Origin of the sequence: Marinomonas sp. FW-1, from assembly GCF_005222245.1 — a bacterium.
GTDB classification, from domain to species: domain Bacteria; phylum Pseudomonadota; class Gammaproteobacteria; order Pseudomonadales; family Marinomonadaceae; genus Marinomonas; species Marinomonas alcarazii.
Window position 1 is genome coordinate 802,478 of the sequence record NZ_CP025987.1, and the last position, 25,806, is coordinate 828,283.

The following is a 25,806-nucleotide window of genomic DNA, read 5'->3' on the forward strand; positions in this document are numbered from 1 at the left end:
TAGGTACATTTCTTGTATTATAGTGCTAGTGAATGGTCATTCTCAATATCTCGAAAGGAAGTTTCCTCAATGTTGTCTAAATCTAAATATGCTTTAAGCGTGTTAGTTATTTTTTTGTTGGCTGGTTGTCAGGAAGAGGCTGCTGAGTCTGCTTCTGCAAAACCACCGGCTCCGAAAGTGCAAGTGGGAGTCGTTAGTATTGAAGCCCAAAAAACAGATCTAATTGCTGAATTACCTGGACGTACCACTTCAAGCTTGGTCGCAGAAATTCGTCCGCAGGTGGGTGGAATCGTTAAGAAGCGTTTTTTTGAGGAAGGTCAAAATGTTAAAGCAGGTGATTTGCTTTACGAATTGGATGACTCTACTTATGTTTCTTCTTATAACCAAGCTCAAGCGGACTTAGAGTCAGCGAATGCAAGCCTCAAATCTGCGCAGTTGAAACTGCAACGCTACACAGAGCTGCGTAAGCAAAATAATGTTTCTCAGCAAGATTTAGATGATGCGCAAGTGGCTTTTCTAGAAGCTAAAGCAAGGCAAAAAGGGTCTGAAGCCGCGTTAGAAAACGCCAAAATCAATTTAGGTTACACTAAAATCAAATCCCCTATCGATGGTCGAATCGGTATCTCTCGCGTTACTGTAGGTGCCTTGGTGACGGGTAGTCAGGCTGCCGTTATGACAACGGTTCGTTCATTGGACCCTATTTTTGTAGACTTATCTCAAACAAGTTTGGATCAGCTTAAACAGCGTACGTTTTTAACAAAAGAGGGTGTTGAGCGTGGCTCAAATCAAGTTTCTTTGATTCTAGAGGATGGCACAGAGTACCAATATAAAGGTAGTTTGAAAGCCAGAGAAATAAGCGTAGATGAGTCCACCGGTAGTGTCACGTTGCGTGCTGAATTTCCAAATCCAGATAACCTTCTTTTGCCGGGAATGTTTGTTCGTGGCTTGATTAATGAGCTAACACATAATTCAGCGATTCTAGTGCCTCAGCAAGCCGTTTCTCGTGACGTTAAAGGCAATCCTGTTGCCTTGGTTGTTAACGATAAAAATGTGGTTGAGCGCCGTATTTTGAACATTGAACGCTCTTTGGGTAATCAGTGGTTGGTTCTCTCTGGTATTCAATCGGGTGAAAAAGTCATTGTTGAAGGTTCTATGAAGGCAAAACCAGGCACTGAAGTCGTGCCGTTTGCAATGAAACGAGATAGTGAGACTGGTGCTATTGTCGATGCCAGCGGTTCTTCGACTCAAGGGAATTAATCTATGTTAGCTCATTTTTTTATCAATCGTCCGGTATTCGCGTGGGTTATTTCCATTGCGATTATGCTGGCAGGTCTTGGTGCAATAACGGCCTTACCAATCTCTCAATACCCTAATGTAGCGCCACCTACGATTAGTATTTCAGCAACGTATTCTGGTGCTTCAGCTGAAACGGTTGAAAACAGTGTTACTCAAGTATTAGAGCAGCAATTGACTGGCCTTGACGGTCTTTTATATTTCTCGTCTTCCAGTAGCTCAAGTGGTCGTGCAAGTATAAATGTTACTTTTGAGCAAGGTACAGATGCTGATATTGCACAAGTACAAGTGCAAAATAAAATTCAGCAAATTACGTCCAATTTGCCAACGTCTGTTCAGCAAAACGGTGTGACTGTTCGCAAAGCGAACTCAGACTTTTTGATGGTAGCGTCTGTTTATGATGAGACAGATAGAGATACAGCAAATGATATTTCTGACTTTTTAGTGTCAAGCATTCAGGACCCTGTTTCTCGTGTTGATGGTGTTGGTAGTATCCAAGTATTTGGTGCGGCTTACGCCATGCGCGTTTGGTTGGATCCACTGAAATTGGCCTCTTATAAGTTGATGCCTTCTGATATCGCAGCAGCAATTAATGCTCAAAATACTCAGGTTGCTGCAGGTAGCCTTGGTGCTTACCCGATTGTTAAAGGGCAAGAACTTAACGTCACAGTCACCGCTCAGTCTAAATTACAAACGGCAGAGCAGTTTAAAGACATCATACTGACTTATGATGACAGTGGTGCAACGGTTCGTTTGAGTGATGTTGCAAGGGTTGAGCTTGGTAGTGAGTCTTATGGCTACATTCCCCGTTTGAATAAACACCCTGCCTCTGGTTTGGCTGTGATGTTGGCGCCAGGCGCAAATGCCTTATCGACGTCGGAAGCGGTGAAAAAGACGTTGAATGATTTGTCTGGCAGTTTGCCTGAAGGGTATAAATTTTCATTCCCTGTTGATAATACTGACTTTATTAAAATATCCATCGAAGAAGTGGTCAAAACTCTCTTTGAAGCCATTGCTTTGGTAATCATTGTCATGTTCGTCTTTTTGCAGAACTGGCGTGCGACGCTCATTCCTGCAATTGCAGTGCCTGTTGTACTTTTAGGTACATTTGGTGTGTTGGAGGTATTTGGTTTCTCGATCAATACACTGACCATGTTCGGTATCGTACTCTCTATCGGTTTGCTTGTTGATGACGCCATCGTTGTGGTTGAGAACGTTGAGCGAGTCATGGAAGAAGAAAAGCTGTCTCCTAAAGAGGCGACGATCAAGTCCATGAAAGAAATCACAAGTGCCCTTATCGGTATTGCGGTCGTTTTGTCTGCGGTATTTTTACCGATGGCGTTCTTTAGTGGTTCTACGGGGGTTATTTATCGTCAGTTTTCGGTAACCATCGTTGCTGCCATGGTTTTGTCTGTGATTGTGGCATTAACCTTAACGCCAGCTTTGTGTGCGACTCTGTTAAAACCAAAAGATCATTCAGATGAATACAAGGGTCTTGGTGGTTGGTTTAATCGAAACTTTGACCGTTTTACGGGCAAATATTTTAATGGTGTTAGTCGTATCATTAAAAAGCCTGTTCGCTGGATGCTGGTATACGGCATGATCGTTGCCGGTTTAAGCGGCTTGATGTTGAATTTGCCTTCTGGTTTCTTGCCAACCGAAGACCAAGGTCGAGTGATGGTTATGGTGTCTTTGCCTGAAGGCGCCTCTATGTCTCGTACTGATAAGGTTATGCAGGAAGTGGAAAACTATTTCCTCGAAACTGAGAAAGACAATGTTAATGACGTGTTCACCATTTCTGGCTTTAACTTTATGGGCAGTGGCCAAAACGCAGGTTTGGCGTTCATTGCGTTAAAAGATTGGAGTGAGCGAATTGGCCCTGCGAATAGTGCTAGCGCTATCGTTGGTCGTTCTTATGGTGCTTTTGCAGGTATACGTGATGCGCAAATCTTCTCTCTAATTCCGCCTTCAATCCAAGGTTTGGGTCAGAGTAGTGGCTTTACTTTCCAGCTTCAGGCAACCGGTAACACTGATCGTGAAACCTTGCTTGAGATGCGAAATAATTTGCTTAACGATGCTAATGCAAGCCCGTTATTGACTGGTGTTCGCTTGGGTTCACAGTCTGAAGGGCCGCAACTGCATATTGATATAGACCAAGAAAAAGCGTCTGCGCTTGGCTTGTCTTTATCTGATATCAGCTCAACCTTGAGCAGCGCGTGGGCTGGTCGTTATATCAATGACTTTATCGACCGTGGTCGTGTTAAGACTGTTTATATGCAAGGTGAAGCGGAATACCGTTCTGCTCCTGAAGATTTACAGCACTGGTATGTTCGAAGTAATGACAATACGATGACGCCATTTTCTGCTTTTGCTAAAAGCGAATGGACATATGGACCGAAGAGTTTGTCTCGTTTTAACGGCCTCGCTTCTTATGAAATTCAAGGTTCAGGAGCTCCTGGCGTGAGTTCGGGTGAGTCCATGGATGAATTGCAGCGTATTACGAACAACTTACCTGGTGTCACAGGCTCTTGGAGTGGTTTGTCTTATCAAGAGCGTTTATCGAGTGGGCAGACGCAATTGTTGTACGCCATTTCGATTTTGGTTGTATTCCTATGTCTTGCAGCCTTGTATGAGAGCTGGACTGTGCCTTTCTCGGTGATCATGGTTATTCCTCTTGGGGTAATAGGTTCTGCTGCAGCGGCGCATTTGCGTGGTTTGGAAAACGATGTGTATTTCCAGGTCGCGTTATTAACCACCATAGGTTTGTCGTCTAAGAATGCGATCTTGATCATAGAGTTCGCTGAAGCGGCTTATCGACGAGGACTTGGGGTGTGGGATGCTGCTGCTCAAGCTGCTCGCTTGCGCTTACGTCCTATTATCATGACGTCTTTGGCGTTTATGGTGGGTACTTTACCGCTAGCGCTTTCTTCTGGTGCAGGTGCAAATAGTCGAATTTCTATAGGTTCAGGTATCGTGGGCGGTACTTTGACGGCAACTGTATTGGCTATTTTCTTTGTGCCTTTATTCTTTGTTGTTGTTCGTCGGATCTTTCCGAAACGTCCAGATGGATTAGTAACTGAAGAAAACGCAGAGTAATTGAGCTTAGCTAAAAGCAAAGCTAATAAGTAAAAAAGGAGCCGTCTTTGGCTCCTTTTTTTGTGCAGTAAACTGTTTACTGAAGAGAGTTAAAGTAAGCGTTTGCGAATAATTCGTAGAGCATTGATTGTTTATAACGTCGAGATCAGCGAAAATAGGCGTATAGAATCCAAGATTAACATCACGGGGCTTTATAATAAGCTCGCGTATAACCTAAAAGAACACTTTAATGGCAGACCAGAATTTCCTTAATGAAGTAAGCGATAGACGTACTTTCGCTATTATCTCGCACCCAGACGCCGGTAAAACTACTATCACTGAAAAATTGCTGTTACTAGGGCAGCTGATACAGACTGCAGGTTCAGTGAAAGGGCGTAAAGGTGATAAGCATGCCACATCAGATTGGATGGCAATGGAGAAGCAGCGTGGTATCTCGATTACCTCTTCTGTGATGCAGTTTCCTTATAGAGATCGTACGGTTAACTTGCTGGACACCCCTGGGCACGAAGATTTCTCTGAAGATACCTACCGAACGTTAACAGCTGTTGATTCTGTGTTGATGGTGATCGACGGTGCGAAGGGTGTAGAGGATCGCACGATCAAGTTGATGGATGTTTGTCGTCTTCGTGATACGCCTATTTTATCTTTCATTAACAAAATGGACCGCGATATTCGTGATCCGATTGAGTTGCTGGACGAAGTGGAAGATGTGTTGAAAATTGCCGCGGCTCCTATCACGTGGCCCATAGGTATGAGTGATTTCTTTAAAGGGGTTTATAACCTTTATACTGATACTATCCACGTATTTGTTCGTGGACGTGGTCATACTTTGATGGATGACATTCGTATCGAAGGGTTAGAGTCTGATGAAGCGAAGGAGTTGCTTGGTGATGATTGGGAAGCGTACGTTGAAGAGATCGAGTTAGTTCGTGGTGCTAGTCATGAGTTTGATCATGATGCGTATCTTGCTGGTGAATTAACGCCTGTGTTCTTTGGTACGGCGTTGTCTAACTTTGGTGTTCGCGAAATGCTGGACGGCTTTGTTGAGTGGGCTCCCGCACCGATCGATCGCGAAACAAACTCTCGTACAGTTGCCGCGAAAGAAGAAAAGTTCTCTGGTTTTATCTTTAAAATCCAAGCCAATATGGATCCAAAGCACCGTGACCGTATTGCGTTTATGCGAGTGTGTTCAGGAACCTACAGCCGCGGCATGAAAATGCGTCACTGTCGCATTGGAAAAGATATTAAGGTGACGGATGCGGTGTCTTTCACCGCTGGCGATCGTGAGGGTGTTGATGAGGCATTTTCTGGTGATATCATTGGTTTGCATAACCATGGCACGATTCAAATCGGTGATACCTTTACAGAAGGTGAGGATTTGAAATTTACAGGTATTCCTCACTTTGCCCCAGAATTGTTTCGCCGTGTACGCTTGAAAGATCCAATGAAAATGAAAGCGTTACAGAAAGGGTTGCAGCAGCTTTCCGAAGAAGGTTCTACTCAGCTATTTATGCCACAACGCAATAATGAACTGATTGTTGGTGCGGTAGGTCAGTTGCAATATGAAGTTGTGGCTTATCGTTTAAAAGACGAATACAAAGTTGAGTGCATTTACGAACCCGTTAACGTTAATACCGCTCGCTGGGTTGAATGTGATGATGCTAAGAAGTTTGAAGAATTTAAGAACAAATGTCGTGATAATTTGGCGATTGATGGCGGTGGCCATTTAACTTATTTAGCGCCAACAAGAGTAAATCTGATGATGGCCGAAGAGAAATGGCCTGAAGTACGTTTCCGTTCTACTCGAGAGCACTGATCTATACTTGACTAAATTACTCGGATAAGCGGATAATTCATTTATTGAAATGGTTTTAGTGGTATTGAAATGAGCATGGTTGAATCGATTGATCCTATCGAGTTTACAGACGCAGCTGCGGCTAAGTTGCAATCTTTGATTGAAGAAGAAGAGAACGATCGACTCATGTTGCGAGTTTATGTAACAGGGGGCGGTTGCTCTGGCTTTCAGTATGGTTTTACGTTTGATGAAGAGCATCAAGAAGACGATACAGAAGTTAAGCGTAATGGAGTGACTTTAGTGGTCGATCCGTTGAGCTTCCAATACTTAGTTGGCTCTGAAGTAGACTATAAAGAAAACTTAGAAGGCTCGCGCTTTGTGGTGCAGAACCCTAATGCCACATCAACGTGTGGTTGTGGCGCAAGCTTTAGTATTTAACTCTAGTGTTTTGTTACTGAAACCCTTCAAGCTTCTGGCTTGAAGGGTTTTTTATTGGCTGGCGTTTACAATTAGGCTTTGGTATAGAGATTGGATGCTTGTCTAGCGCTTTGCTCTACGCTGTGAATGTTGCCTTCTAGTGCTGTGTAGTGACCGACAAAAAGCAGGCCTATTTTATTACTTCCTAATACTATCGGTGTTAGGGCGTTGTTCTTGGCTCGCCAAATTCTTAAACCAAACATCTGCTTTGGCAGTGAACTTTCTTCAGCTAACTTACTTTGATTAACATGAGCATAGAGGGCTGAAAGCTGATCTGGCTCGCCATCTTGATCCAGCAAAATGTGGTGATGCCTGGTTTGCTGATCCAAAAATTCTGGCGGATACGGTGTTTTTAGTACAGGCAGAGAATTTTCTTTAGGGAGCGAGTGAAAAAGCTCTAATGTTTCAGGGGAGCCGTTATGTGGCGATAAAAGTAGGGTCATTTCCACAGGTATTCCGTATGAAGGCTTAACCGGAATGTGGAAAATGAGTTGTTTTGCTGGTGGTCGTCGATGAATCTCTGGTGCCATGTATCCCGCTGTTTTGTTGTTTTTGTTTGCGTGTATAGGGGGCACTTGTAAAAAAAGACGCCATTCTTTTTTGTCTAAGTCGAGTTCTTCTGGTGAGTGAATGTGGAACTTAGCTTCAAATATGTGGCTGAGTACGTGTTCAATTAGGTTGGCGAATATACTGGTTGAGGCCGTAAGCGATTCTTTATTTTGGCTATCTAGGTATATTTCTTTTACCTGATGCGCAGCAGAGCTTAGGTCAACTGAATCTTGATTACTGGTTATAGGGCGATATTTGACCCGAGAAATGGTTTTTCTCTCGCTCGGTTGGTTTGATGCTCGATTGAGCGCCTCTATGAACAGCATAATACGACTCCTTGATTCGCTATCAAGAGTATCGGCCATATCGTTGAAGAGTTTAGAGATAGTCTGTTTTTTGTTCAAAAAAGACTATCTCATGGTGTATTTAGCGAAGAAGATTCGAAAGCTTTGGGTTTGGCTCTAAAGCTGCACGGTAAAAAAGCGCTACTTTGCCAATAGTCTGAACAGTTTCGCATTTCATGATTTTACTGATTTCTGCAATAAGAGCGGTACGAACTTCGCGATCCGCGATGCTAATGCGTACTTTAATAAGCTCGTGATCTTCTAATGCGCGATCTACTTCAGTTAATACGGCTTCAGTTAAACCGTTGCCCGCAATCATAACCACAGGATTTAGCGCGTGGCCGATTAGGCGATATTGCTTTTTTTGGGCGTTTGTTAGACTCATAGTTAAATTTTCTCATATTAGTTGACCCTCTTTATTGGAGGCTTAAGAGGTTAAGCGATATTATAGCGGAATATTGACTAATTTAGGTATGATGAAAACGTGGCAAGATCAAAAAGTAGTAATAATTGGATGAAGGAACATTTTGACGATCCATATGTCAAAAAGTCCCAGCAAGATGGTTATCGCTCTAGAGCCAGTTATAAGCTGATAGAGATTAACGATAAAGACAAGCTATTCAAACCCGCTATGCGAGTTGTGGATCTTGGCGCTGCTCCTGGTGGTTGGTCACAAGTGGCAGCAAAACTTGTTGGGGATCATGGAACAATTGTGGCTTCTGATATATTGGAGATGGCACCCTTGCCGGGCGTGCGTTTTGTTCAGGGTGATTTTACTGAGCAGGAAGTGTACGAGGCTATTTTGGCTGAAATTGGAGATGAGAAAGCAGATCTTGTAATTTCAGATATGGCCCCCAATATGAGTGGTAACAGTTCTTCTGATCAGCCACAAGCTATGTATCTTGTAGAACTTGCTTTGGATATGGCGGCACAAGTATTGCGTCCAGGTGGGAATTTTCTGGTAAAAGTGTTTCAAGGTGAAGGGTTCGAAGAATACCTGAAAACTATGCGGGCTCAATTTGGGTCAGTAGTAACACGTAAACCAGATGCATCGCGAGCAAGAAGTCGTGAAGTTTACTTATTAGGAAGACAATATAAAGGTTAATGGGATATGTTCTGGTATGATTACCAGATACATTTTAAATAACCGTTTAGAGGTGTGCTCTTGAACGATATGCTGAAAAATATACTGTTGTGGTTGGTAATAGCAGCTGTACTACTAACTGTATTTAATAATTTTAATACGACATCTGATACGAACCGAATTTCATACTCTGAATTTGTAAAAGAAGTTCAGGATGGTCGTATTGCCAAAGTGGTTGTTGATGGCTACACCATTAGTGGTAGTAGAACCAGTGGCGACACCTTTGATACTGTGCGTCCAGCGGCAGCTGATCCAAAAATTATGGACGACTTGCTGAGTAATAATGTGGTTGTTGAAGGGCGTATGCCTGAGCAGCAAAGCATTTGGACTCAATTGCTTGTCGCCAGTTTTCCTATTCTTCTTATTCTTGCCATCTTCATGTTTTTCATGCGCCAAATGCAAGGCGGTGGCGGCGGCAAGGGCGGACCAATGTCTTTTGGTAAGTCAAAAGCGCGCCTGTTACCTGAAGACCAGATTAAAACAACCTTTGCCGATGTGGCCGGTTGTGATGAGGCGAAAGAAGATACTGAAGAGCTTGTCGATTTCTTAAGAGAGCCAAGTAAGTTTCAACGCCTTGGTGGTAAAATTCCACGCGGTATCTTGATGTGCGGTCCTCCAGGTACAGGTAAAACCTTGCTGGCAAAAGCGATTGCTGGTGAAGCTAAGGTGCCTTTCTTTACTATTTCGGGCTCTGATTTCGTTGAAATGTTTGTGGGTGTTGGTGCGTCTCGTGTTCGTGATATGTTTGAACAAGCTAAAAAACACGCACCATGCATTATCTTTATCGATGAGATCGATGCCGTAGGTCGTAATCGTGGCTCCGGTATGGGAGGCGGTAACGATGAGCGCGAGCAGACATTGAACCAGCTATTGGTAGAAATGGATGGTTTTGAAGGTAACGAAGGTATTATCGTTATTGCGGCGACTAACCGCCCAGACGTATTGGACCCAGCATTGTTGCGTCCAGGTCGTTTTGACCGTCAGGTTCAAGTTGGTTTGCCAGACATTCGTGGTCGTGAACAGATTCTTAAAGTGCATTTGCGTAAAGTGCCTTGTGATGATGATGTTGAGCCAAAAAACATCGCTCGTGGTACACCTGGGTTTTCTGGTGCGGACTTAGCGAACTTGATAAACGAAGCGGCATTGTTTGCAGCTCGTTCTAATCGTCGATTAGTGAATATGGAGTTGCTTGAGTTAGCGAAAGATAAAATCCTCATGGGTGCTGAACGTAAGACCATGGTGATGAGTGATAAAGAAAAGTTAAACACGGCATACCATGAAGCGGGTCATACCATCATTGGTTACTTGATGCCTGAGCATGATCCTGTTTATAAAGTGTCTATTATTCCTCGTGGTCGTGCTTTAGGTGTCACCATGTATCTTCCAGAGGAAGATAAATACAGTATCAGTAAGCGTGGTCTTGAAAGTCAGGTTTGTAGTTTGTACGGCGGTCGTATCGCTGAAGAAATGATTCATGGCTTTGATGGTGTTTCAACGGGCGCCTCAAATGATATTGAACGCGCTACTAGTATTGCTCGCAACATGGTTACCAAGTGGGGCTTGTCTGAAAAATTAGGTCCTTTCGCGTACGAAGAAGACGACAATAGTGGTAGCTTTATTTCTGGGCCAACGGGCAGTAAATCGAACTATTTCTCACCTGAGACAGGTAAGGTTATTGATGCTGAGGTTCAGGATATTATTAGTCGTTGTTATGAGACTGCGACAAAGATTTTGGTTGAAAATCGTTCAAAACTGGATGTTATGGCAGAAGCCTTGATGCAGTATGAAACGATTGATGCTAAGCAAATTAAAGAAATCATGGACGGAAAAAAACCGTCACCGCCTGAAGGCTGGTCTGATCCAGGTTCCAAGGCTCCTAAAGCAGAAGATGCTGATCAAGTTAAGGATGATGCGGTTGTATCGTCTGATGATGACGTGAAAGCGGATGATGCAGATGCAGCTTCTGGTCAGGTGTCGCCTAAATCAACAGGTGAGTGATTTCAAATAGTACTTTTTGATATGGTTTTTTCATGTCGTTAATGTCATTTGGGGGTAAGTCGCTAGACTTATCCCTTCCTCATGTTATGGGGATATTAAATATAACCCCAGATTCCTTTTCAGATGGTGGTGCTTTCAACTCATTAGATGCGGCATTGCGTCAATCTGAAGTGATGATCCAAGAAGGCGCTAGTATTATTGATGTCGGTGGCGAATCCACGCGCCCTGGTGCCGAAATTGTATCCACTCAGCAAGAGATGGATCGTGTCTTACCTGTTGTTGAAGCGATCAAGCGTCGCTTTGATATTATTGTCTCTGTTGATACGAGCACCCCGGATGTCATTCGAGCAGCTTCGGCTCTTGGTATGGGGCTGATTAATGATGTAAGGGCGCTTGAACGTGAAGGGGCTTTGCTGGCCGCTGCTGAGACAAATTTACCTATCTGTTTGATGCATATGAAAGGTGCACCTCAAACAATGCAGGATCGACCTGATTACACTTCTGTGGTGGACGATGTGGTTGGGTATTTGATGTCTAGGGTTGCTGCGTGTGAGTCGGTTGGAATTGATCGTTCTAGGCTTATTTTGGACCCTGGTATTGGCTTTGGAAAGACGCTTTCCCATAACTTATCATTGTTGAGTCATACTGATACTTTAAAATTATTAGGTTTTGAGGTGCTGATGGGGCTTTCTAGGAAAACCATGATAGGTGATGTACTAGGGAATCCTGTGGAAGAAAGACTTTATGGCACCATGGGAGCAAATGCTTCTGCTTATTTGAAAGGTGCACGTATATTTAGAGTTCATGATGTTAGGCCGCATGTAGAAATGTTGGCGTTAATGTCTCGTATTGAGGGAGCGGTTTAATGCGTAAGTATTTTGGTACAGATGGGATTCGAGGTAAGGTCGGGACAGCGCCTATAACACCTGAGTTCATGTTGAAGTTGGGTTGGGCAGCAGGTCAGGTTTTTAAAGAGCATGATAAGAAAATCTTGATTGGTAAAGATACCCGTATTTCTGGTTATATGTTTGAATCTGCGCTGGAATCAGGAATTGTTGCTGCTGGGGCGGATGTGCGCCTAGTGGGTCCAATGCCGACACCGGCAATTGCGTATTTAACGCGAACGTTTCGTGCCAGTGCAGGCATTGTTATTAGTGCTTCACATAACCCTTACACTGACAATGGGATTAAATTTTTCTCAGCTGAAGGTGGCAAGATTTCTGATGAAATTGAAGAGCGCATAGAGTATTTCCTAGAGCAGCCGATGGAGGTTGTTGAATCCAGTCTTATTGGCCGAGCGAAGCGTATTGATGATGCCGCTGGTCGATATATCGAGTATTGCAAGGGTACTTTTCCTATTGGGCTGCAGCTTAGCGGTTTAAAAATCGTTGTCGATTGTGCTGATGGTGCAACTTATCATGTCGCGCCTCGCGTGTTTTCTGAATTAGGTGCTGAAGTAATTCCAATTGGTATCAATCCTGATGGGTTAAATATCAATGAATTCTGTGGTGCAACTAAGCCTGAATTGTTGCGTAAAAACGTCTTAGCTGAAGAGGCCGATTTAGGTATCGCGTTAGATGGCGATGGTGACCGTCTAATACTGGTGGATCGTCATGGTGTCGTGCGTGATGGTGATGATATTTTGTATATCATTGCGAATCATCTGATGCGCACAGGCCGCTTCAGTGGTGGTGTTGTGGGGACGTTAATGAGTAACTTCGGCCTAGAGTTAGCATTTTCTGAAACGGGTATTGGTTTCAGTCGGGCTGCTGTTGGTGACCGTTATGTAAACGAGAAGCTAATGCAACACGGCTGGGTGTTGGGTGGTGAGCCTTCTGGGCATATCGTCTGTCGCTCTATTACCACTACAGGTGACGGTATTATCGCTGCTTTACAGGTTCTTCGTGCCATGGTTGAAGAGGGTAAGGCCCTTGATGAACTGCTTGTCGGTTTGGTTAAGTTTCCTCAAAAGCTAAAGAATATTCGTGTCGCTAAACGGTTTATTCCAAATGAAGAGCCTGCTTTGCAAAAGGCCATTGCGGTTGCGAATGAGCGTTTGAATGGGCTTGGTCGTGTATTACTTAGAGCATCTGGAACAGAACCTTTGATCAGGGTAATGGTTGAGGGGCGTGATAATGATACGGTCGATGAGTTGGTTGAATATCTTGTTGACGAAGTGAACGCTGTTGTTGAGTCAAAGAGCGGCGAATAAAGTGATTTGTGAATTGAAAAAATAAATGCTTGAAACCAAAGCGTCCATTCCATAGAATGGGCGCCTCGAATTTAGGGGTTAGAATATGATTCGTCAAAAGATAGTTGCTGGTAACTGGAAAATGAATGGCTCAAAAGAGAGCATTTCTGCACTTGTTAATGGCCTTCTTGAGATGGATGGTTCTGGCTCTGAAGTAGTTATTGCTCCTTCGTTTCCTTATTTATCTCAGGTCGACAGCCTTATTTCTGGTAGCCATATTGTTTTGGCGGCTCAGAATGCAAGCCAAGAGATAAAAGGCGCTTTTACTGGAGAAGTTTCGGCTTCTATGTTGAGCGATTTTGGAGTTAAGTACGTTTTAGTTGGTCATTCAGAGCGTCGCTCTCTTTATGGAGAATCTGACGAGCTGGTTGCAGCCAAAGTGAAAACGATACTTGAATTGGGTCTGACTCCAATGTTGTGTATCGGCGAAACATTAGCTGAGCGTGAGTCGGGCAAAACTCTTGAAGTTTGTGAACGTCAAATTCAAGCGGTTATTGATCTAGTTGGTATTTCTGCATTTGAAAAGCTAGTTGTTGCTTATGAGCCGGTTTGGGCTATAGGAACAGGTCTATCAGCAAGTGCAGAACAAGCTCAAGACGTTCATGAGTCAATTAGAGCCTTTTTGGCTAAGTCATCTAAATCTATTGCTGAGAAAGTTCAGATTTTGTATGGCGGAAGTGTTAAAGCATCAACCAGCTCGGCTTTATTTAAAATGCCTGATGTAGATGGTGCTCTTGTTGGTGGTGCATCACTTGATGCAAAAGAATTTATCGCGATTGTAAAAACAGCAGGTTAATAAATGGAAGCACTTATTTTAGTTTTGCATGTACTAGCAGCGGTATTAATTATCGCGTTGGTTTTGTTGCAGCAAGGCAAAGGTGCGGATGCCGGTGCCTCTTTTGGTGGTGGAGCATCCCAAACAGTATTTGGTAGCCAAGGTGGCGGCAGCTTCTTTGGGAAAATGACCGCAGTCTTCGCTTTGGTTTTCTTTTTGACCAGTTTTGGTTTGGCGTTCTTTGCCAGTGAGAAAGCGAAAGGTGTTTCTGGCGCGGTTGATTTTGTTCCTTCAGCTCCTCAGGTTGAAGAAACGACAGGATTGCCAGAGTTAGGTGAAAAGAATAAAACAAATTCTGATATTCCAGTGACTGAGTAATAATTTCATTTAGTTTCTGGCGTTTTGTACTGAAGAGTTTGGAAAGAGTTTTGCGGATGTGGCGGAATTGGTAGACGCGCCACCTTGAGGGGGTGGTGAGCTATGCTCGTGGGGGTTCGAGTCCCCCCATCCGCACCAATATTGAATTGATATCGTATTTTGTGTATGATGTCGAAATATTGATGCAGAGTAATCTGGTTTGTTGAAAGTGTTATGTGTTTTTGTATTCGCTTTCTGTTTGTTTTCCTATCTTAGGTAAGCGCACCAGCTTGTTCTTAGAGTATTTAGTGTCAGGATTGACAACCTTCTTCTGGAAGGCTTCTCTCTCAATTTATTTTGAAGGGAGTGCTAAGAACCCCTATATGGGGTTTTTTGTTATCTGTACTGCTGCACTAAGTTTTTAATGTAAATGGGCCTTGAGCCCGTTTTTTGTTTCTGCGTTTTACAAAAATGATATTCGGAGAAAACGATTGTCAGCGAAATACACGATTTTAGAAGAGCTCATTCGACCAGTTGTTGAAGGGTTAGGTTTTGAGTTTTGGGGAATGGAATATTTATCACTAGGTAAAGATTCTGTGCTTCGTATTTTTATTGAGACCGATGATGAGAAAGGAATTGATGTTGAGGATTGCGCTCGTGTCAGTCGTCAGGTTAGTTCTATTCTAGATGTTGAAGACCCTATCACAGGGGAATATAACCTAGAAGTCTCGTCACCAGGTTTAGATCGGCCTTTATTCAGTTTGGCTCAGTATCAGGCTTATATCGGTTCTATTGTTTCTTTGCGTTTGCGAGTGCCTTTCGATGGTCGTCGTAAATTCAAAGGGCAACTAATGGGGATCGAAAGCGAAGATATTGTTATTCGTGTAGATCAAGAAGAATACTTGTTGCCTATCGATTTGATTGATAAGGCAAATGTAGTTCCACAATTTTAAAAATTAACCTTGAAGAGAGGCTAAAAGGATGAGCAAAGAAATTCTTTTGGTAGTAGAAGCCGTTTCCAACGAGAAAGATGTTCCGAAACAAGTTATTTTCGAAGCCGTTGAAATTGCTTTAGCTAGTGCTGCCAAACGCCGTTTTGAAGAAGACGCATTAATTCGTGTATCTATTGATCAACGTACGGGCGATTACAAAACTTACCGTCAATGGAATATTGTTGCGGATGAAGATTATTCTGCTCCTGCTTCCGAGTTAACAATTGATGATTCTGAAGAGCAAAATCTTGGCGTTGCTATTGGCGAGATTTACGAAGAAGAAGTTGAGTCTGAGGCGTTTGGACGCATTGCTGCACAAACAGCAAAACAGGTTATCGTGCAGAAAGTACGTGAAGCTGAACGCGCTAAAATGGTCGCTTTGTATTCTGAGAAAGTGGGCAAACTTGTTCACGGTCAAGTGAAGAAAGTGACTCGCGATAGCTTGATTATTGATTTGGGTGAGAATGCTGAAGCATCTTTGCCAAAAGATCAGTTGATTGCTCGTGAAAGCTTCAGAATGAATGACAGAATTCGTGCATTGTTGCTTGAGATTCGTGAAGACAGCCGTGGTGCTCAGTTGATTCTGTCACGTAACGCCCCTGCGTTTATGGTTGAACTGTTCCGTCTTGAAGTGCCAGAAATTTCAGAAGAAGTTATTGAGATTCGCAGCGCTTCACGCGATCCAGGTCTAAGAGCAAAAATAGCGGTTAAAACGAATGATCGTCGTATTGATCCTATTGGTGCTTGTGTTGGTATGCGTGGTGCTCGAGTTCAGGCTGTTTCTAACGAAATGAATGGTGAGCGTGTTGATATCGTGCTTTGGGATGATAACCCAGCGCAATTGGTTATCAATGCGATGGCGCCTGCTGAAGTCGATTCTATTGTGATTGATGAAGACGCTCATTCTATGGATGTCGCAGTTAAGAGTGATAATTTAGCTCAGGCGATTGGCCGTAATGGGCAAAACGTTCGATTGGCCTCCGCTCTAACAGGTTGGTCTTTGAATGTGATGACCAGCGAAGATGCTGAAGCGAAGCAGCAAGAAGAGTCGCAAAAACTAATCGATATCTTTGTTACTGGATTAGATATTGATGATGATTTAGCGATTCAGATGGTCGATGAGGGATTCACTTCTTTAGAAGAAGTGGCGTATGTCCCAATGGAAGAAATGTTAGATATTGACGGATTTGATGAAGATTTAGTGAATGAACTTCGTTCACGAGCAAAAGAAGCTCTTTTGAATAAAGCACTTCAAGCAGAAGAACAATTAGATGATGCCAAACCTGCAGCTGACTTATTAGCTATGGATGGAATGGATAATCACCTTGCATTGGTTCTTGCCTCTATGGGGGTAATTACAATGGAAGATTTGGCTGAACAATCAGTTGATGAATTGCTTGATGTTGAAGGTATGACAGAAGAGCGTGCAGCTAGTCTTATTTTGACTGCTCGCGCACCTTGGTTTGCTGAATCTGAATAAAATCTGAGTACATAAGGGGGAACTTAATGACAGTTCAAACCGTAAAGATACTATCCGAATTGGTAAATACGCCAGTCGATAAGCTACTGGCTCAGATGAAAGACGCTGGTTTGCCTCAAACAAGTGCGAGCCAAGAAGTCTCTGAAGTAGAAAAGCAAGTTCTGTTGAACTATTTAAAGCGTCAGCATGGTGAAGAAAGCGATACAAGTCAGCGTATTACTTTGCAGCGTAAAACCACTAGTACTTTGTCTCGTGGTGACGGCGGAAAAGCGGTTAATGTTGCGGTAAAGAAAAAACGCACCTATGTTAAACGCGATGATGCAGACGAAGAAGCTCAAAAGCAGGAAGAATTGCTGGCGAAACGTCTTGCGGAAGAGCAAGAGCGTTTAGCGGCTGAAGAGAAAGCACGCCTAGAAGCAGAGCGTAAGTTAGAAGAAGAGAAGGCAGCTAAAGCAAAAGCTGAAGCTGAAGAAAAAGCGCGTCAAGAAGCAGCAGCGAAGCCTGCTAAAGCGGATGCTGGCGCGGTAAATGATACGGAGCAGTATGTTTCCGATATAGGAGCGGCAGAACCCGTGGAATCACCGAAGCAGCCAAAAAACCCGAAAAAAGCGTCTCAACCAGCAATGGACAGTAAAAAGTCAACTGTTGCGCCTAAAGGCAAAAAGGGTCCAGTTAGACATGACAATGATAAAGACAAGCCTCGTGGTCGTGCTAATCCAGATAACAAACGGTCACGCGTAAACGTGAATGATGAAGATGAATTTACTCGTCGCGGTAAGTTAGGTCGTAAGAATAAGAAGCCTGCTAAACAAGAGCATGGTTTCCAGAAACCTACAGCGAAGATGATTCATGAAGTCGCTTTGCCAGAAAGTATTACTGTTGCTGATCTTGCTGAGAAAATGGCAGTAAAAGGCGCAGAAGTTATTAAAATTATGTTCAAAATGGGCGCGATGGCGACCATTAACCAGACAATCGACCGTGATACAGCAACGCTTGTTGTTGAAGAGATGGGTCATACGGTTAAGTTTATCGACGAAAATGCTGTCGAAAATGACATGATTGAAGCGATTGACTATGAAGGTGAAGCGATTAAGCGTGCACCTGTAGTCACTGTAATGGGTCACGTTGACCATGGTAAAACATCATTGCTTGATTACATTCGTACTACTCGCGTTGCAGCGGGTGAGTCGGGTGGTATCACGCAGCACATTGGTGCTTATCACGTTGAAACACCTCATGGTATGGTTAGTTTCTTGGATACACCTGGACACGCTGCGTTTACTTCTATGCGTGCTCGTGGTGCTAAAGCAACGGATATTGTTATCCTTGTTTGTGCCGCTGATGATGGTGTAATGCCTCAGACTATTGAAGCGATTCAGCATGCTCGCGCTGCTGAAGTGCCTATGGTTGTTGCTATCACTAAGATAGATAAAGAAGGTGCGGACTTAGATCGTGTTAAAAACGAACTTGTTGCACAAGAAGTTGTGCCAGAAGAATGGGGCGGTGACGTTCAGTTCGTAGGCGTATCGGCTAAATCTGGTGAAGGTATCGAAGAACTTCTAGAAGCGGTTCTTTTGCAATCTGAAGTACTTGAACTTACCGCTGTGCCTAGTGCTCCAGCTAAAGGTGTTGTGGTTGAGGCTCGCCTTGATCGTGGCCGTGGTTCTGTAGCGACACTGCTTGTACAAAACGGTACTTTGAAGAAGGGCGACATTGTGTTGGCTGGTCTTCAAATGGGTCGTGTGCGTGCTTTGTTGGATGAAACTGGTAAAGCAATTGATGCCGCTGGTCCTTCTATCCCTGTTGAGATTCTTGGTCTTGATGGAACACCGGAAGCGGGTGAAGAATTCATTGTGGTTGCTGATGAGCGTAAGGCTCGTGAAGTAGCTAACTTCCGTCAAGGCAAGTACCGTGAAGTGCGCTTTGCGCGTCAGCATTCTGCTAAGTTAGAGAACTTGTTCTCTGAAATGGGCAAAGACGAAGTTCGTACCTTGAACGTGGTTCTTAAAGCGGATGTTCGTGGTTCTCTTGAGGCGTTGATCAAGTCTTTGACTGACTTGAATACAGACGAAGTAAAAGTAAATGTTGTTTCTAGTGGTGTTGGTGGTATCACCGAGACTGACGCAACTTTGGCTCTTGCTTCTGATGCGGTTATCTTCGGTTTCAACGTTCGTGCAGATAGCTCAGCTAAGCAGTTTATCGAGCGTGAAAGCATCGATCTTCGTTACTACAGTGTTATCTACAACATTATTGATGATGTGAAATCTGCATTGTCTGGCATGTTGTCTCCAGATCTTCGCGAGGACATCAAAGGTACTGCTGAAGTACGTGATGTATTCCGTTCGCCTAAGTTTGGTTTGATCGCTGGTTGTATGGTTATCGAAGGTACGGTTTACCGTAACAAGCAGATTCGTGTACTACGTGATGACGTTGTTATTTACGAAGGTGAGCTTGAGTCTCTTCGTCGCTTCAAAGATGCTGTTAACGAAGTTAGCCGCGGTATGGAGTGTGGTATCGGCGTGAAGAACTACAACGATGTCAAAGTAGGCGATAAGATCGAGGTTTTTGAAACCGTCGAAGTAGCGCGTACGCTTTAATAGGACAAGATCATGGCAGGCGAATTTAGTCGTACTAGTCGGATTGGTGACCAGCTCCAAAAGGAGCTGGCGTCCTTGATCCAGTTTGAAGTAAAAGATCCTCGTTTAGGGTTGGTTACTGTCAACGAAGTGCGTGTAGCAAAAGATTTAGGTTATGCGGATATTTACTATACCGTTCTTGGTAAAGATGATCAGCCAGAAGTATTGGCTGAGAACCAAGCAGCGCTTGATAGTGCAAAAGGGTTCTTGCGTCGTCGTTTAGCACAAGAAGTAAAACTTCGTGTTATGCCGCATTTGCGTTTCCATTATGACCAGAGTGTTGTAAATGGCTCGCGCATGTCTGCTCTTATTGACGAAGCAATTCGTGATGATGAGACAAAAAACGGTAAAGAAGACGAGTAATAAGTTCGTATGGTTAAAACAAAATGGCGTTCAGTGGACGGTATTGTCCTGCTGAATAAGCCGATAGGTTTAAGTTCTAACCAAGCCCTGCAGCGTGTCCGTCGTCTTTATCAGGCGGCAAAAGCTGGACACACTGGGGCGCTTGATCCTTTGGCAACTGGAATGTTGCCATTATGTCTTGGTGAGGCGACTAAATTTTCTCAGTATTTATTGGATGCAGATAAGCGCTATTTAACCTGTATTCAACTGGGGAAAAGAACAACCACAGGCGATCGAGAGGGTGATGTGTTGACGGAAGAGTCGATACCGTCACTTGCTGACGATGAGCTTGAGGCTGTTTTAGACAGATTTCGTGGTGAAATAGAGCAAATACCGCCAATGTATTCTGCTTTAAAGCACGAAGGAAGACCTTTATATGAGTATGCCCGTCAGGGTATTGTGATTGAAAGGAAACGTCGTCGCGTTATTATTTCTAATCTTACCCTTGTTTCAAGAACGGAAGATACACTGACTTTAGATATTCAGTGTTCGAAAGGTACTTATATTCGAACGATTGGTGAGGATATTGGTGAAGCATTGGGCTGTGGTGCTCACCTTCATTCATTGCATCGTATTTCTACGGCAGGATACTTGCCTGAAAATATGATGACGTTGGAGGAGTTTGAGTCCATTGCAGAGCAAGGTTATGAAGCGTTAGATTCTCATCTAATTTCTATGGATACGGCCGTTGAGCATTTTGTTAAAGTGGATTTACCTAAAGTAGATTCGCTGGATATGATGTTCGGTCGAACTGTCCAAAGTCCTGTTTCATTAGACCATGAAACGGTAATTAGAATGTACGATCATGAGTCTCAGCGATTCTTAGGTCTTGGTCAGATTAAAGGGGCGACTATTCGTCCTTATCGATTAGTTAATACGAGTGAGTTCTCTTTATAAATAGCAGTGAGTTCTGCTAAAAAGAGTGTTAAACTTGCTGGTCTAGGATAACTGAAAATATGCTCGGCTATCCTTTACTTTTAATAGCATATTAATTTGGAGATTAAGATTATGGCATTGTCTGCAGAATCAAAAGCAGCGTTGGTAAAAGAGTTTCAAGTAGCGGAAGGCGACACTGGTTCTCCTGAAGTTCAAGTAGCATTGTTGACTAAGAACATCGAAGGTCTTCAAGGTCACTTTAAAGCTCATATCCACGACCATCATTCTCGTCGCGGTCTAATCCGTATGGTAAACCAGCGTCGTAAGTTGTTGGATTACCTTAAGCGTAAAGATGCAGCACGTTACACTAGTTTGATCAAAAAACTAGGTCTGCGTCGCTAAGACTGAGAAAGGGCCATAAGTGATTATGGCCCTTTTTTTATTGGTCTCCCAAGGGACAGCCTGTACTTCATATACACTTTTTTCTCTCTGTAAGTGGGAGAAGCGAGAAGAGTTTATATGAGTACTGGCTTAAAAAGAGGTCTTTGGGAGAAGAATTATTTTTAATAAAAAGGAATACGCGTGAGTATTACTACAAAAACTTTTCAGTTCGGTAACGATACCGTAACGCTAGAAACAGGCCGCATTGCTCGTCAAGCAACAGGTGCTGTTCTTTGTACAATTGGTGATGCGCAAGTACTTGCTACTGTTGTAGGTGCTAAATCAGCTAAACCAGGTCAAGACTTCTTCCCACTGTCTGTTCATTATCAAGAGCGTGCTTACGCTGTTGGTAAAATCCCAGGTGGTTTCCTAAAACGTGAAGGTCGCCCTTCTGAAAAAGAAACGCTAACTTCTCGTTTGATCGACCGTCCAATTCGTCCATTGTTCCCTAAAGGGTTCATGAACGAAGTTCAGGTTGTTTGTACTGTTATGTCAACAAACACTGACCTAGACGCTGACATTGCGGCTATGTTGGCAACGTCTGCAGCATTGACTATTTCTGGTATTCCATTCAACGGTCCTATTGGTGCTGCTCGTGTTGGCTTTAACGACGAGTCTGGTTATGTGCTTAACCCAAGCTACTCTGATCTAGACGGTTCTTTGCTAGACATGGTTGTTGCTGGTACTAAAGACGCGGTATTGATGGTTGAGTCTGAAGCACAAGAGCTTACAGAAGACGAAATGCTAGGTGCTGTTCTTTATGCTCACAAAGAAATGCAAACGGCTATTTCAGCTATTACTGAATTTGCAGCTGAGTGTGCTAAGCCTCGTTGGGATTGGGAAGCTGAAGCGGCAAACGTTTCTTTGACTGACGCTCTAGAGTCTGGTTATGCAGCTCAAATCGAAGAAGCATACGGAATCAGTGAGAAAATGGCTCGTTACGCTCAACTAGGTGTTGTTCGTGACGCTGCTGTTGCTGCGCTTGTTACTGAAGAAGGCGAATTTACAGAAGCTGACGTTGTTGGTGCTTTCTCTAAACTTGAAAAACGCATTGTTCGTCGTCGTGTAATCGATGGCAAGCCTCGTATTGATGGTCGTGACAACAAAACGGTTCGTCCAATTGACGTAGAAGTGGGTTTGCTAAGCAAGACTCACGGTTCTGCTTTGTTCACTCGTGGCGAAACTCAGGCGATTGCAACTTGTACTCTAGGTACGAGCCGCGATTCACAAATGACAGATGGTTTGACTGGCGAAAGCAAAGACAGCTTCATGTTGCATTACAACTTCCCTCCATACTCTGTTGGTGAGTGTGGTCGTATGGGTGGTGTTGGTCGTCGTGAGATTGGTCACGGTCGTCTAGCGCGTCGTGGTGTTCAGGCTGTGTTGCCTTCTGAAGATGAATTCCCATATACAATCCGTGTGGTATCTGAGATCACTGAATCTAACGGTTCAAGCTCTATGGCCTCTGTTTGTGGTGCGTCTTTGTCTATGATGGATGCGGGTGTTCCTCTTAAAGCACCAGTTGCGGGTATCGCAATGGGTCTTATCAAAGAAGACGACGGCTTTGCAGTATTGACAGATATCTTGGGTGACGAAGATCACCTTGGCGATATGGACTTTAAAGTAGCGGGTACTGCAGAAGGTATCACTGCGCTTCAAATGGACATTAAAATCGAAGGTATCAACGAAGAAATTATGGACATCGCCTTGAGCCAAGCGCTTGAAGCTCGTACTCATATCCTTCGTGAAATGGCAAAAGTAATTGGTTACGCTCGTCCAGAAGTGTCTCCAAATGCGCCATCTATGGCGACGATCAAAATTGATCCAGAGAAAATTCGTGACGTTATCGGTAAAGGTGGTGCAACAATCCGTTCTATCACTGAGCAGACAGGTGCTTCTATCGATCTAGATGACGATGGTACAGTGCGTATCTACGCGGCTGATAAAGCATCTTCTGACGCTGCTTTGCTTAAGATTCATGAAATCACTGCTGAAGCAGAAGTTGATAAGCTTTACAAAGGTAAAGTTGTTCGTCTTGCTGAGTTTGGCGCATTCGTAAATATCTTACCTGGTAAAGATGGTCTAGTTCATATTTCTCAAATCGCTGAAGAACGCATTCGTGCGGTTTCTGACTTCTTGTCAGAAGGCCAAGACGTGATTGTTAAAGTACTAGATGTTGATGCACGTGGTCGTATCAAGCTTTCTATGAAAGATGTAACTGAAGAAGAAAAAGCAGCTTATACTGAATAATTTTTAGTGTAAATTGATGTAAAAGGGCGCTATTTATAGCGCCTTTTTTTGTTTTTAATGGGTCTAATAGACTAGAATGAAAACATCATAAATAACACTCTCATTTGTTGTTTGACTGACTTATTAAACAAGGAAAAGCGCATGACGTTTAAAGTAGTAAGTGTATTGGCTGCCAGTTTGGTGTTGGCTGCCTGCAGTAAAGATGTAGTAAATACCCCTGTTGCTGATGTTCCTGATTGTGTGTTTGCTGATGGTTCAAATCAAGCGGCACCAGAATGGGTGTGTGGTGCACCGGTTGAGGGTGTGGAATTATCTGCAGTTGGTTACAGTGAAAAGTCTGCAGCCGGCGCTAATTATATGAAGCAAATGGCAACGACAGCTGCACGCGTAGAATTAGCTCAAGTACTAAGTGTTGATTTGCAAAACATGGTTAAGCAATATGTTGAAACGACAGGCGCTGCCGATGCTGAAACGGTTGATCGTGTTAACAGCGTGGTGACAAAACAAATAACTGAGCAAACCTTGATAGGATCTAAGGTCATTCGCCAGATGCCAACCCCAACGGGTGGTTTAGTGGTGTTGGTTGGTTTAGACCCATCTCAAGCTGAAGGTATTGCTGAAAGTATTTTGCGTACATCTATGAGAAATGAAGCGGCTTTATTTCAGAAATTAGAATCTGAAAAGAGTTTTGATGAATTGGCTTCTGAGATAGCAAAACGACGTGCTAATTAATGGATGAACGATGGGAGACAGAGTTATCTTGTCTTCCATCATTTTCCGGAATAGGTGTTAAACACCTTCCTCTTCGTCAAAGATGGGTGTCGGCTTTTTATTGCTGTCTACTGCCACAAAATTAAAATGCCCAGTGACGGCTTTTGTGCGTTTGTCGCTGTCGAGCTGTTCAAGAAAAATAGACACTTCTACTTTTAATGACGTTCTGCCAACGTGAACTACGCGGGCGATAAGTTCAACCAGAATGCCAGATGGGATTGGTTGTTTAAAATCGACTTGCTCTGTTGAAATGGTAACCATGGTTTTTCTTGAAAACCGAGTGGCTGCAATGTAAGCAACTTCGTCCATCCATTGTAAAGCGATGCCGCCAAATAATGTGTCGTAGTGGTTTGTCGTGCCAGGGAAAACCATTTTGGCCACGCGTGTTTCTGAAATTTCTTCTCGTTTTTGGATGAGTAGCTTGTTCATGTTAATAAAGCCTTTTCGTTCTTATCTTCTGTTGTTCGCTATTATACTCGTTGTTAGCGGTTGTGATACTCGCTTTAAAGGTGAAGCTTTTCTGAATGAATATGTCGTAGATTTAAATCGCTCTCAGTCTTTGTCCATTTCTTCTCCTGCGATTGTTATGCCGAAAACGTTTCCTTCAGCACGATATAGACAGCAAACTTTAAGCCAATTTGATATTGGTTTATTGGATTTTCTTTCTCTACAGCAATGTGATGTAGGGGCTGTTGCCGGAAGAAAGAACAGTATTCTAGGTAAGGTGATGCCTGATAGTCAGCGATTTTTGTACGAACTAGATATTATTCGTGCGATTGAATCCTGTGATATTAAGAATGAATCCTTGTCAGAAGAATTGCACCAAGTCGCTGCGCAGAAAAGACTTGAATTGTCTAAAGCGTTCTCAAATGCACTTTTTAATGGCGTAGAAAGCGATGCCTTTTTCAGCCTATCGAATGGTTATTTGCCACTTAATTACTCTACGGCGGAGCAGCAGGAGTTGTTAGATTCACTTAATCGATTGGTGGTGATTGGCGAGAATTTGCAAGATTTACCTGTGATTGATGCTGGGACTTTTGAGGATGATCTGAAGGTCTTGATGGACAGTGAATATGCTGGACGTTTATTGTATTCGTTAGCGCGTATAGCGGATTATTTAAATCTTGTTGCGAGTAATGTGCATGCTTTAAATGAAGAGGTTTGTGGTGCGCCAATGACATTTTTAAAGCAACAATTTGAGACACATTATGTGCAGAAAATTCAGCCATATATGGGGCGAATTAACCGTGGTGCTTATCAGGTATTACCGCTGTTAAATCAATTATTCCAAATAAGTCAGCCGCTAAGTATCGAAATGGCTGAGTTTTCAAGTCAATTTTCTTTGCAGCAAAAAGGAAGTGAATGGCAGCGTTATCAGTCGGCGTCTCAGTATCATGCTAAAGAGTGGAGTGCATTATTCGAGCGCTGCTCTGTCTCAATTCAAGATCGTTAGATGCGAACACTCAGCTGTTGTTCTAAGCTTTCAACAGCATCATATTGGTAAGCAGGGCCATTCGCTAAAGGTTCTTGGCTTAATGCTTTTAAAAGAGCGATGTTCGCGATCGGGTTCTCACCAATGTTGTGGGAAAACTGCATTGGCCGAGTCAGAGCATGAGGCTGATGAAAGCTTAATTCATCATCTGCGTTCATGATAGACGGGCCTGGTTGATTGAAGAGGCTCATCAATAAAGCGAAATTAGCGTTTCCAGATACAGCTTGGCCCGCTTTACTGCTTTGAGTTACCTGCGTTTCAATAATTTCTCTTATATTCATTTGTGTACCTAGTTAGCCACTCTTAAATTAGCTATCGGCACAGATAAAATTTTCTTAAAGAAAACAGGTAAATAAAAGAAGGCTGAGTTGTGCTAGGTGGTGATGA

Annotated in this window: 23 protein-coding genes and 1 tRNA gene; 20 read left to right on the plus strand and 4 right to left on the minus strand. The window is 43.3% G+C overall.

The features are described 5' to 3' along the window. Positions 1 to 69 precede the first annotated feature (69 nt). From C1X04_RS03705 to erpA, 4 genes are all read left to right on the plus strand, one after another. Positions 70 to 1,257 (plus strand): efflux RND transporter periplasmic adaptor subunit, encoded by a 1,188-nt coding sequence (locus tag C1X04_RS03705; protein ID WP_110575185.1) that lies wholly within the window; start codon positions 70 to 72, stop codon positions 1,255 to 1,257. Between the two features lie 3 nt (positions 1,258 to 1,260). Then, on the plus strand, positions 1,261 to 4,389 hold the full coding sequence (locus C1X04_RS03710) for an efflux RND transporter permease subunit (protein WP_110575187.1): 3,129 nt from the start codon (positions 1,261 to 1,263) through the stop codon (positions 4,387 to 4,389). A gap of 229 nt (positions 4,390 to 4,618) precedes the next feature. Further along, a complete protein-coding gene (locus C1X04_RS03715; RefSeq protein WP_110575189.1) occupies positions 4,619 to 6,205 on the plus strand; it encodes a peptide chain release factor 3 in 1,587 nt (528 codons plus the stop codon). A 69-nt stretch (positions 6,206 to 6,274) separates the two neighbouring features. Continuing rightward, entirely contained in the window at positions 6,275 to 6,622 is a 348-nt protein-coding gene (gene erpA / locus C1X04_RS03720; RefSeq protein ID WP_110575191.1) for an iron-sulfur cluster insertion protein ErpA, read from the plus strand. A 71-nt stretch (positions 6,623 to 6,693) separates the two neighbouring features. Here the strand turns inward: erpA and C1X04_RS03725 are convergent, their stop codons facing one another. Further along, the gene (locus C1X04_RS03725; RefSeq protein ID WP_110575193.1) at positions 6,694 to 7,536 is read right to left on the minus strand and encodes a hypothetical protein; all 843 of its coding nucleotides are present in this window, start codon (positions 7,534 to 7,536) and stop codon (positions 6,694 to 6,696) included. A 100-nt stretch (positions 7,537 to 7,636) separates the two neighbouring features. Then, positions 7,637 to 7,939 (minus strand): YhbY family RNA-binding protein, encoded by a 303-nt coding sequence (locus tag C1X04_RS03730; RefSeq protein WP_110575195.1) that lies wholly within the window; start codon positions 7,937 to 7,939, stop codon positions 7,637 to 7,639. Between the two features lie 99 nt (positions 7,940 to 8,038). Between C1X04_RS03730 and rlmE the strand changes: the two genes are divergently transcribed. From rlmE to C1X04_RS03805, 15 genes are all read left to right on the plus strand, one after another. Then, positions 8,039 to 8,659, plus strand: a complete 621-nt coding sequence (gene rlmE, locus C1X04_RS03735; protein WP_110575197.1) for a 23S rRNA (uridine(2552)-2'-O)-methyltransferase RlmE — start codon at positions 8,039 to 8,041, stop codon at positions 8,657 to 8,659. A gap of 60 nt (positions 8,660 to 8,719) precedes the next feature. Continuing rightward, positions 8,720 to 10,696 (plus strand): ATP-dependent zinc metalloprotease FtsH, encoded by a 1,977-nt coding sequence (gene ftsH, locus C1X04_RS03740; RefSeq protein WP_137169214.1) that lies wholly within the window; start codon positions 8,720 to 8,722, stop codon positions 10,694 to 10,696. Between the two features lie 32 nt (positions 10,697 to 10,728). Further along, complete coding sequence (gene folP / locus C1X04_RS03745; protein ID WP_137169215.1) at positions 10,729 to 11,562, plus strand: dihydropteroate synthase; 834 nt, start codon at positions 10,729 to 10,731, stop codon at positions 11,560 to 11,562. Then, entirely contained in the window at positions 11,562 to 12,908 is a 1,347-nt protein-coding gene (gene glmM / locus C1X04_RS03750; protein ID WP_137169216.1) for a phosphoglucosamine mutase, read from the plus strand. The genes folP and glmM overlap by 1 nt, the downstream gene beginning before the upstream one ends. Positions 12,909 to 12,993: 85 nt before the next feature. Next, complete coding sequence (tpiA, locus tag C1X04_RS03755) at positions 12,994 to 13,743, plus strand: triose-phosphate isomerase (protein WP_137169217.1); 750 nt, start codon at positions 12,994 to 12,996, stop codon at positions 13,741 to 13,743. Between the two features lie 3 nt (positions 13,744 to 13,746). Next, the gene (secG, locus tag C1X04_RS03760; RefSeq protein WP_110575207.1) at positions 13,747 to 14,100 is read left to right on the plus strand and encodes a preprotein translocase subunit SecG; all 354 of its coding nucleotides are present in this window, start codon (positions 13,747 to 13,749) and stop codon (positions 14,098 to 14,100) included. Between the two features lie 52 nt (positions 14,101 to 14,152). Next, positions 14,153 to 14,238, plus strand: a tRNA-Leu gene (locus C1X04_RS03765). 332 nt (positions 14,239 to 14,570) lie between these two features. Then, the gene (gene rimP / locus C1X04_RS03770) at positions 14,571 to 15,032 is read left to right on the plus strand and encodes a ribosome maturation factor RimP (protein ID WP_110575209.1); all 462 of its coding nucleotides are present in this window, start codon (positions 14,571 to 14,573) and stop codon (positions 15,030 to 15,032) included. Positions 15,033 to 15,060: 28 nt separating this feature from the next. Further along, a complete protein-coding gene (gene nusA / locus C1X04_RS03775; protein ID WP_110575211.1) occupies positions 15,061 to 16,551 on the plus strand; it encodes a transcription termination factor NusA in 1,491 nt (496 codons plus the stop codon). Between the two features lie 26 nt (positions 16,552 to 16,577). Then, positions 16,578 to 19,148 (plus strand): translation initiation factor IF-2, encoded by a 2,571-nt coding sequence (infB, locus tag C1X04_RS03780; RefSeq protein WP_137169218.1) that lies wholly within the window; start codon positions 16,578 to 16,580, stop codon positions 19,146 to 19,148. A 12-nt stretch (positions 19,149 to 19,160) separates the two neighbouring features. Then, on the plus strand, positions 19,161 to 19,550 hold the full coding sequence (gene rbfA, locus C1X04_RS03785) for a 30S ribosome-binding factor RbfA (RefSeq protein ID WP_110575215.1): 390 nt from the start codon (positions 19,161 to 19,163) through the stop codon (positions 19,548 to 19,550). Between the two features lie 9 nt (positions 19,551 to 19,559). Next, positions 19,560 to 20,486, plus strand: a complete 927-nt coding sequence (gene truB, locus C1X04_RS03790) for a tRNA pseudouridine(55) synthase TruB (RefSeq protein WP_137169219.1) — start codon at positions 19,560 to 19,562, stop codon at positions 20,484 to 20,486. 111 nt (positions 20,487 to 20,597) lie between these two features. Continuing rightward, positions 20,598 to 20,867, plus strand: coding sequence for a 30S ribosomal protein S15 (rpsO, locus tag C1X04_RS03795; protein ID WP_012068748.1), 270 nt, complete (start codon positions 20,598 to 20,600; stop codon positions 20,865 to 20,867). Positions 20,868 to 21,047: 180 nt separating this feature from the next. Further along, positions 21,048 to 23,156 (plus strand): polyribonucleotide nucleotidyltransferase, encoded by a 2,109-nt coding sequence (pnp, locus tag C1X04_RS03800; protein ID WP_137169220.1) that lies wholly within the window; start codon positions 21,048 to 21,050, stop codon positions 23,154 to 23,156. Between the two features lie 141 nt (positions 23,157 to 23,297). Beyond that, positions 23,298 to 23,888: an LPP20 family lipoprotein gene (locus tag C1X04_RS03805; RefSeq protein ID WP_110575221.1), complete on the plus strand. Its 591-nt coding sequence runs from the start codon at positions 23,298 to 23,300 to the stop codon at positions 23,886 to 23,888. Between the two features lie 57 nt (positions 23,889 to 23,945). Here C1X04_RS03805 and C1X04_RS03810 read toward each other — a convergent pair whose 3' ends face one another. Then, positions 23,946 to 24,356: an acyl-CoA thioesterase gene (locus C1X04_RS03810; protein ID WP_110575223.1), complete on the minus strand. Its 411-nt coding sequence runs from the start codon at positions 24,354 to 24,356 to the stop codon at positions 23,946 to 23,948. On the opposite strand from C1X04_RS03810, the gene C1X04_RS03815 reads away from it, so the two are divergent. Further along, complete coding sequence (locus C1X04_RS03815; protein WP_137169221.1) at positions 24,355 to 25,380, plus strand: DUF3080 family protein; 1,026 nt, start codon at positions 24,355 to 24,357, stop codon at positions 25,378 to 25,380. The two genes, C1X04_RS03810 and C1X04_RS03815, sit on opposite strands and share 2 nt — an antisense overlap. Here C1X04_RS03815 and C1X04_RS03820 read toward each other — a convergent pair. Next, positions 25,377 to 25,700, minus strand: a complete 324-nt coding sequence (locus C1X04_RS03820) for a hypothetical protein (protein WP_110575227.1) — start codon at positions 25,698 to 25,700, stop codon at positions 25,377 to 25,379. The genes C1X04_RS03815 and C1X04_RS03820 overlap by 4 nt on opposite strands. Positions 25,701 to 25,806: the final 106 nt, after the last annotated feature.

Excerpts from the sequence above, each read along its gene's own strand:
- C1X04_RS03810 (WP_110575223.1), bottom strand. The coding sequence starts at position 24,356 with ATGAACAAGCTACTCATCCAAAAACGAGAAGAAATTTCAGAAACACGC.
- C1X04_RS03815 (WP_137169221.1), top strand. The coding sequence starts at position 24,355 with ATGTTAATAAAGCCTTTTCGTTCTTATCTTCTGTTGTTCGCTATTATA.
- C1X04_RS03805 (WP_110575221.1), top strand. The coding sequence starts at position 23,298 with ATGACGTTTAAAGTAGTAAGTGTATTGGCTGCCAGTTTGGTGTTGGCT.
- C1X04_RS03715 (WP_110575189.1), top strand. The coding sequence starts at position 4,619 with ATGGCAGACCAGAATTTCCTTAATGAAGTAAGCGATAGACGTACTTTC.
- nusA (WP_110575211.1), top strand. The coding sequence starts at position 15,061 with ATGAGCAAAGAAATTCTTTTGGTAGTAGAAGCCGTTTCCAACGAGAAA.
- rbfA (WP_110575215.1), top strand. The coding sequence starts at position 19,161 with ATGGCAGGCGAATTTAGTCGTACTAGTCGGATTGGTGACCAGCTCCAA.
- C1X04_RS03730 (WP_110575195.1), bottom strand. The coding sequence starts at position 7,939 with ATGAGTCTAACAAACGCCCAAAAAAAGCAATATCGCCTAATCGGCCAC.
- glmM (WP_137169216.1), top strand. The coding sequence starts at position 11,562 with ATGCGTAAGTATTTTGGTACAGATGGGATTCGAGGTAAGGTCGGGACA.
- secG (WP_110575207.1), top strand. The coding sequence starts at position 13,747 with ATGGAAGCACTTATTTTAGTTTTGCATGTACTAGCAGCGGTATTAATT.
- rpsO (WP_012068748.1), top strand. The coding sequence starts at position 20,598 with ATGGCATTGTCTGCAGAATCAAAAGCAGCGTTGGTAAAAGAGTTTCAA.
- C1X04_RS03710 (WP_110575187.1), top strand. The coding sequence starts at position 1,261 with ATGTTAGCTCATTTTTTTATCAATCGTCCGGTATTCGCGTGGGTTATT.
- C1X04_RS03725 (WP_110575193.1), bottom strand. The coding sequence starts at position 7,536 with ATGCTGTTCATAGAGGCGCTCAATCGAGCATCAAACCAACCGAGCGAG.
- C1X04_RS03820 (WP_110575227.1), bottom strand. The coding sequence starts at position 25,700 with ATGAATATAAGAGAAATTATTGAAACGCAGGTAACTCAAAGCAGTAAA.
- truB (WP_137169219.1), top strand. The coding sequence starts at position 19,560 with ATGGTTAAAACAAAATGGCGTTCAGTGGACGGTATTGTCCTGCTGAAT.
- erpA (WP_110575191.1), top strand. The coding sequence starts at position 6,275 with ATGAGCATGGTTGAATCGATTGATCCTATCGAGTTTACAGACGCAGCT.
- infB (WP_137169218.1), top strand. The coding sequence starts at position 16,578 with ATGACAGTTCAAACCGTAAAGATACTATCCGAATTGGTAAATACGCCA.
- folP (WP_137169215.1), top strand. The coding sequence starts at position 10,729 with ATGTCGTTAATGTCATTTGGGGGTAAGTCGCTAGACTTATCCCTTCCT.
- C1X04_RS03705 (WP_110575185.1), top strand. The coding sequence starts at position 70 with ATGTTGTCTAAATCTAAATATGCTTTAAGCGTGTTAGTTATTTTTTTG.
- tpiA (WP_137169217.1), top strand. The coding sequence starts at position 12,994 with ATGATTCGTCAAAAGATAGTTGCTGGTAACTGGAAAATGAATGGCTCA.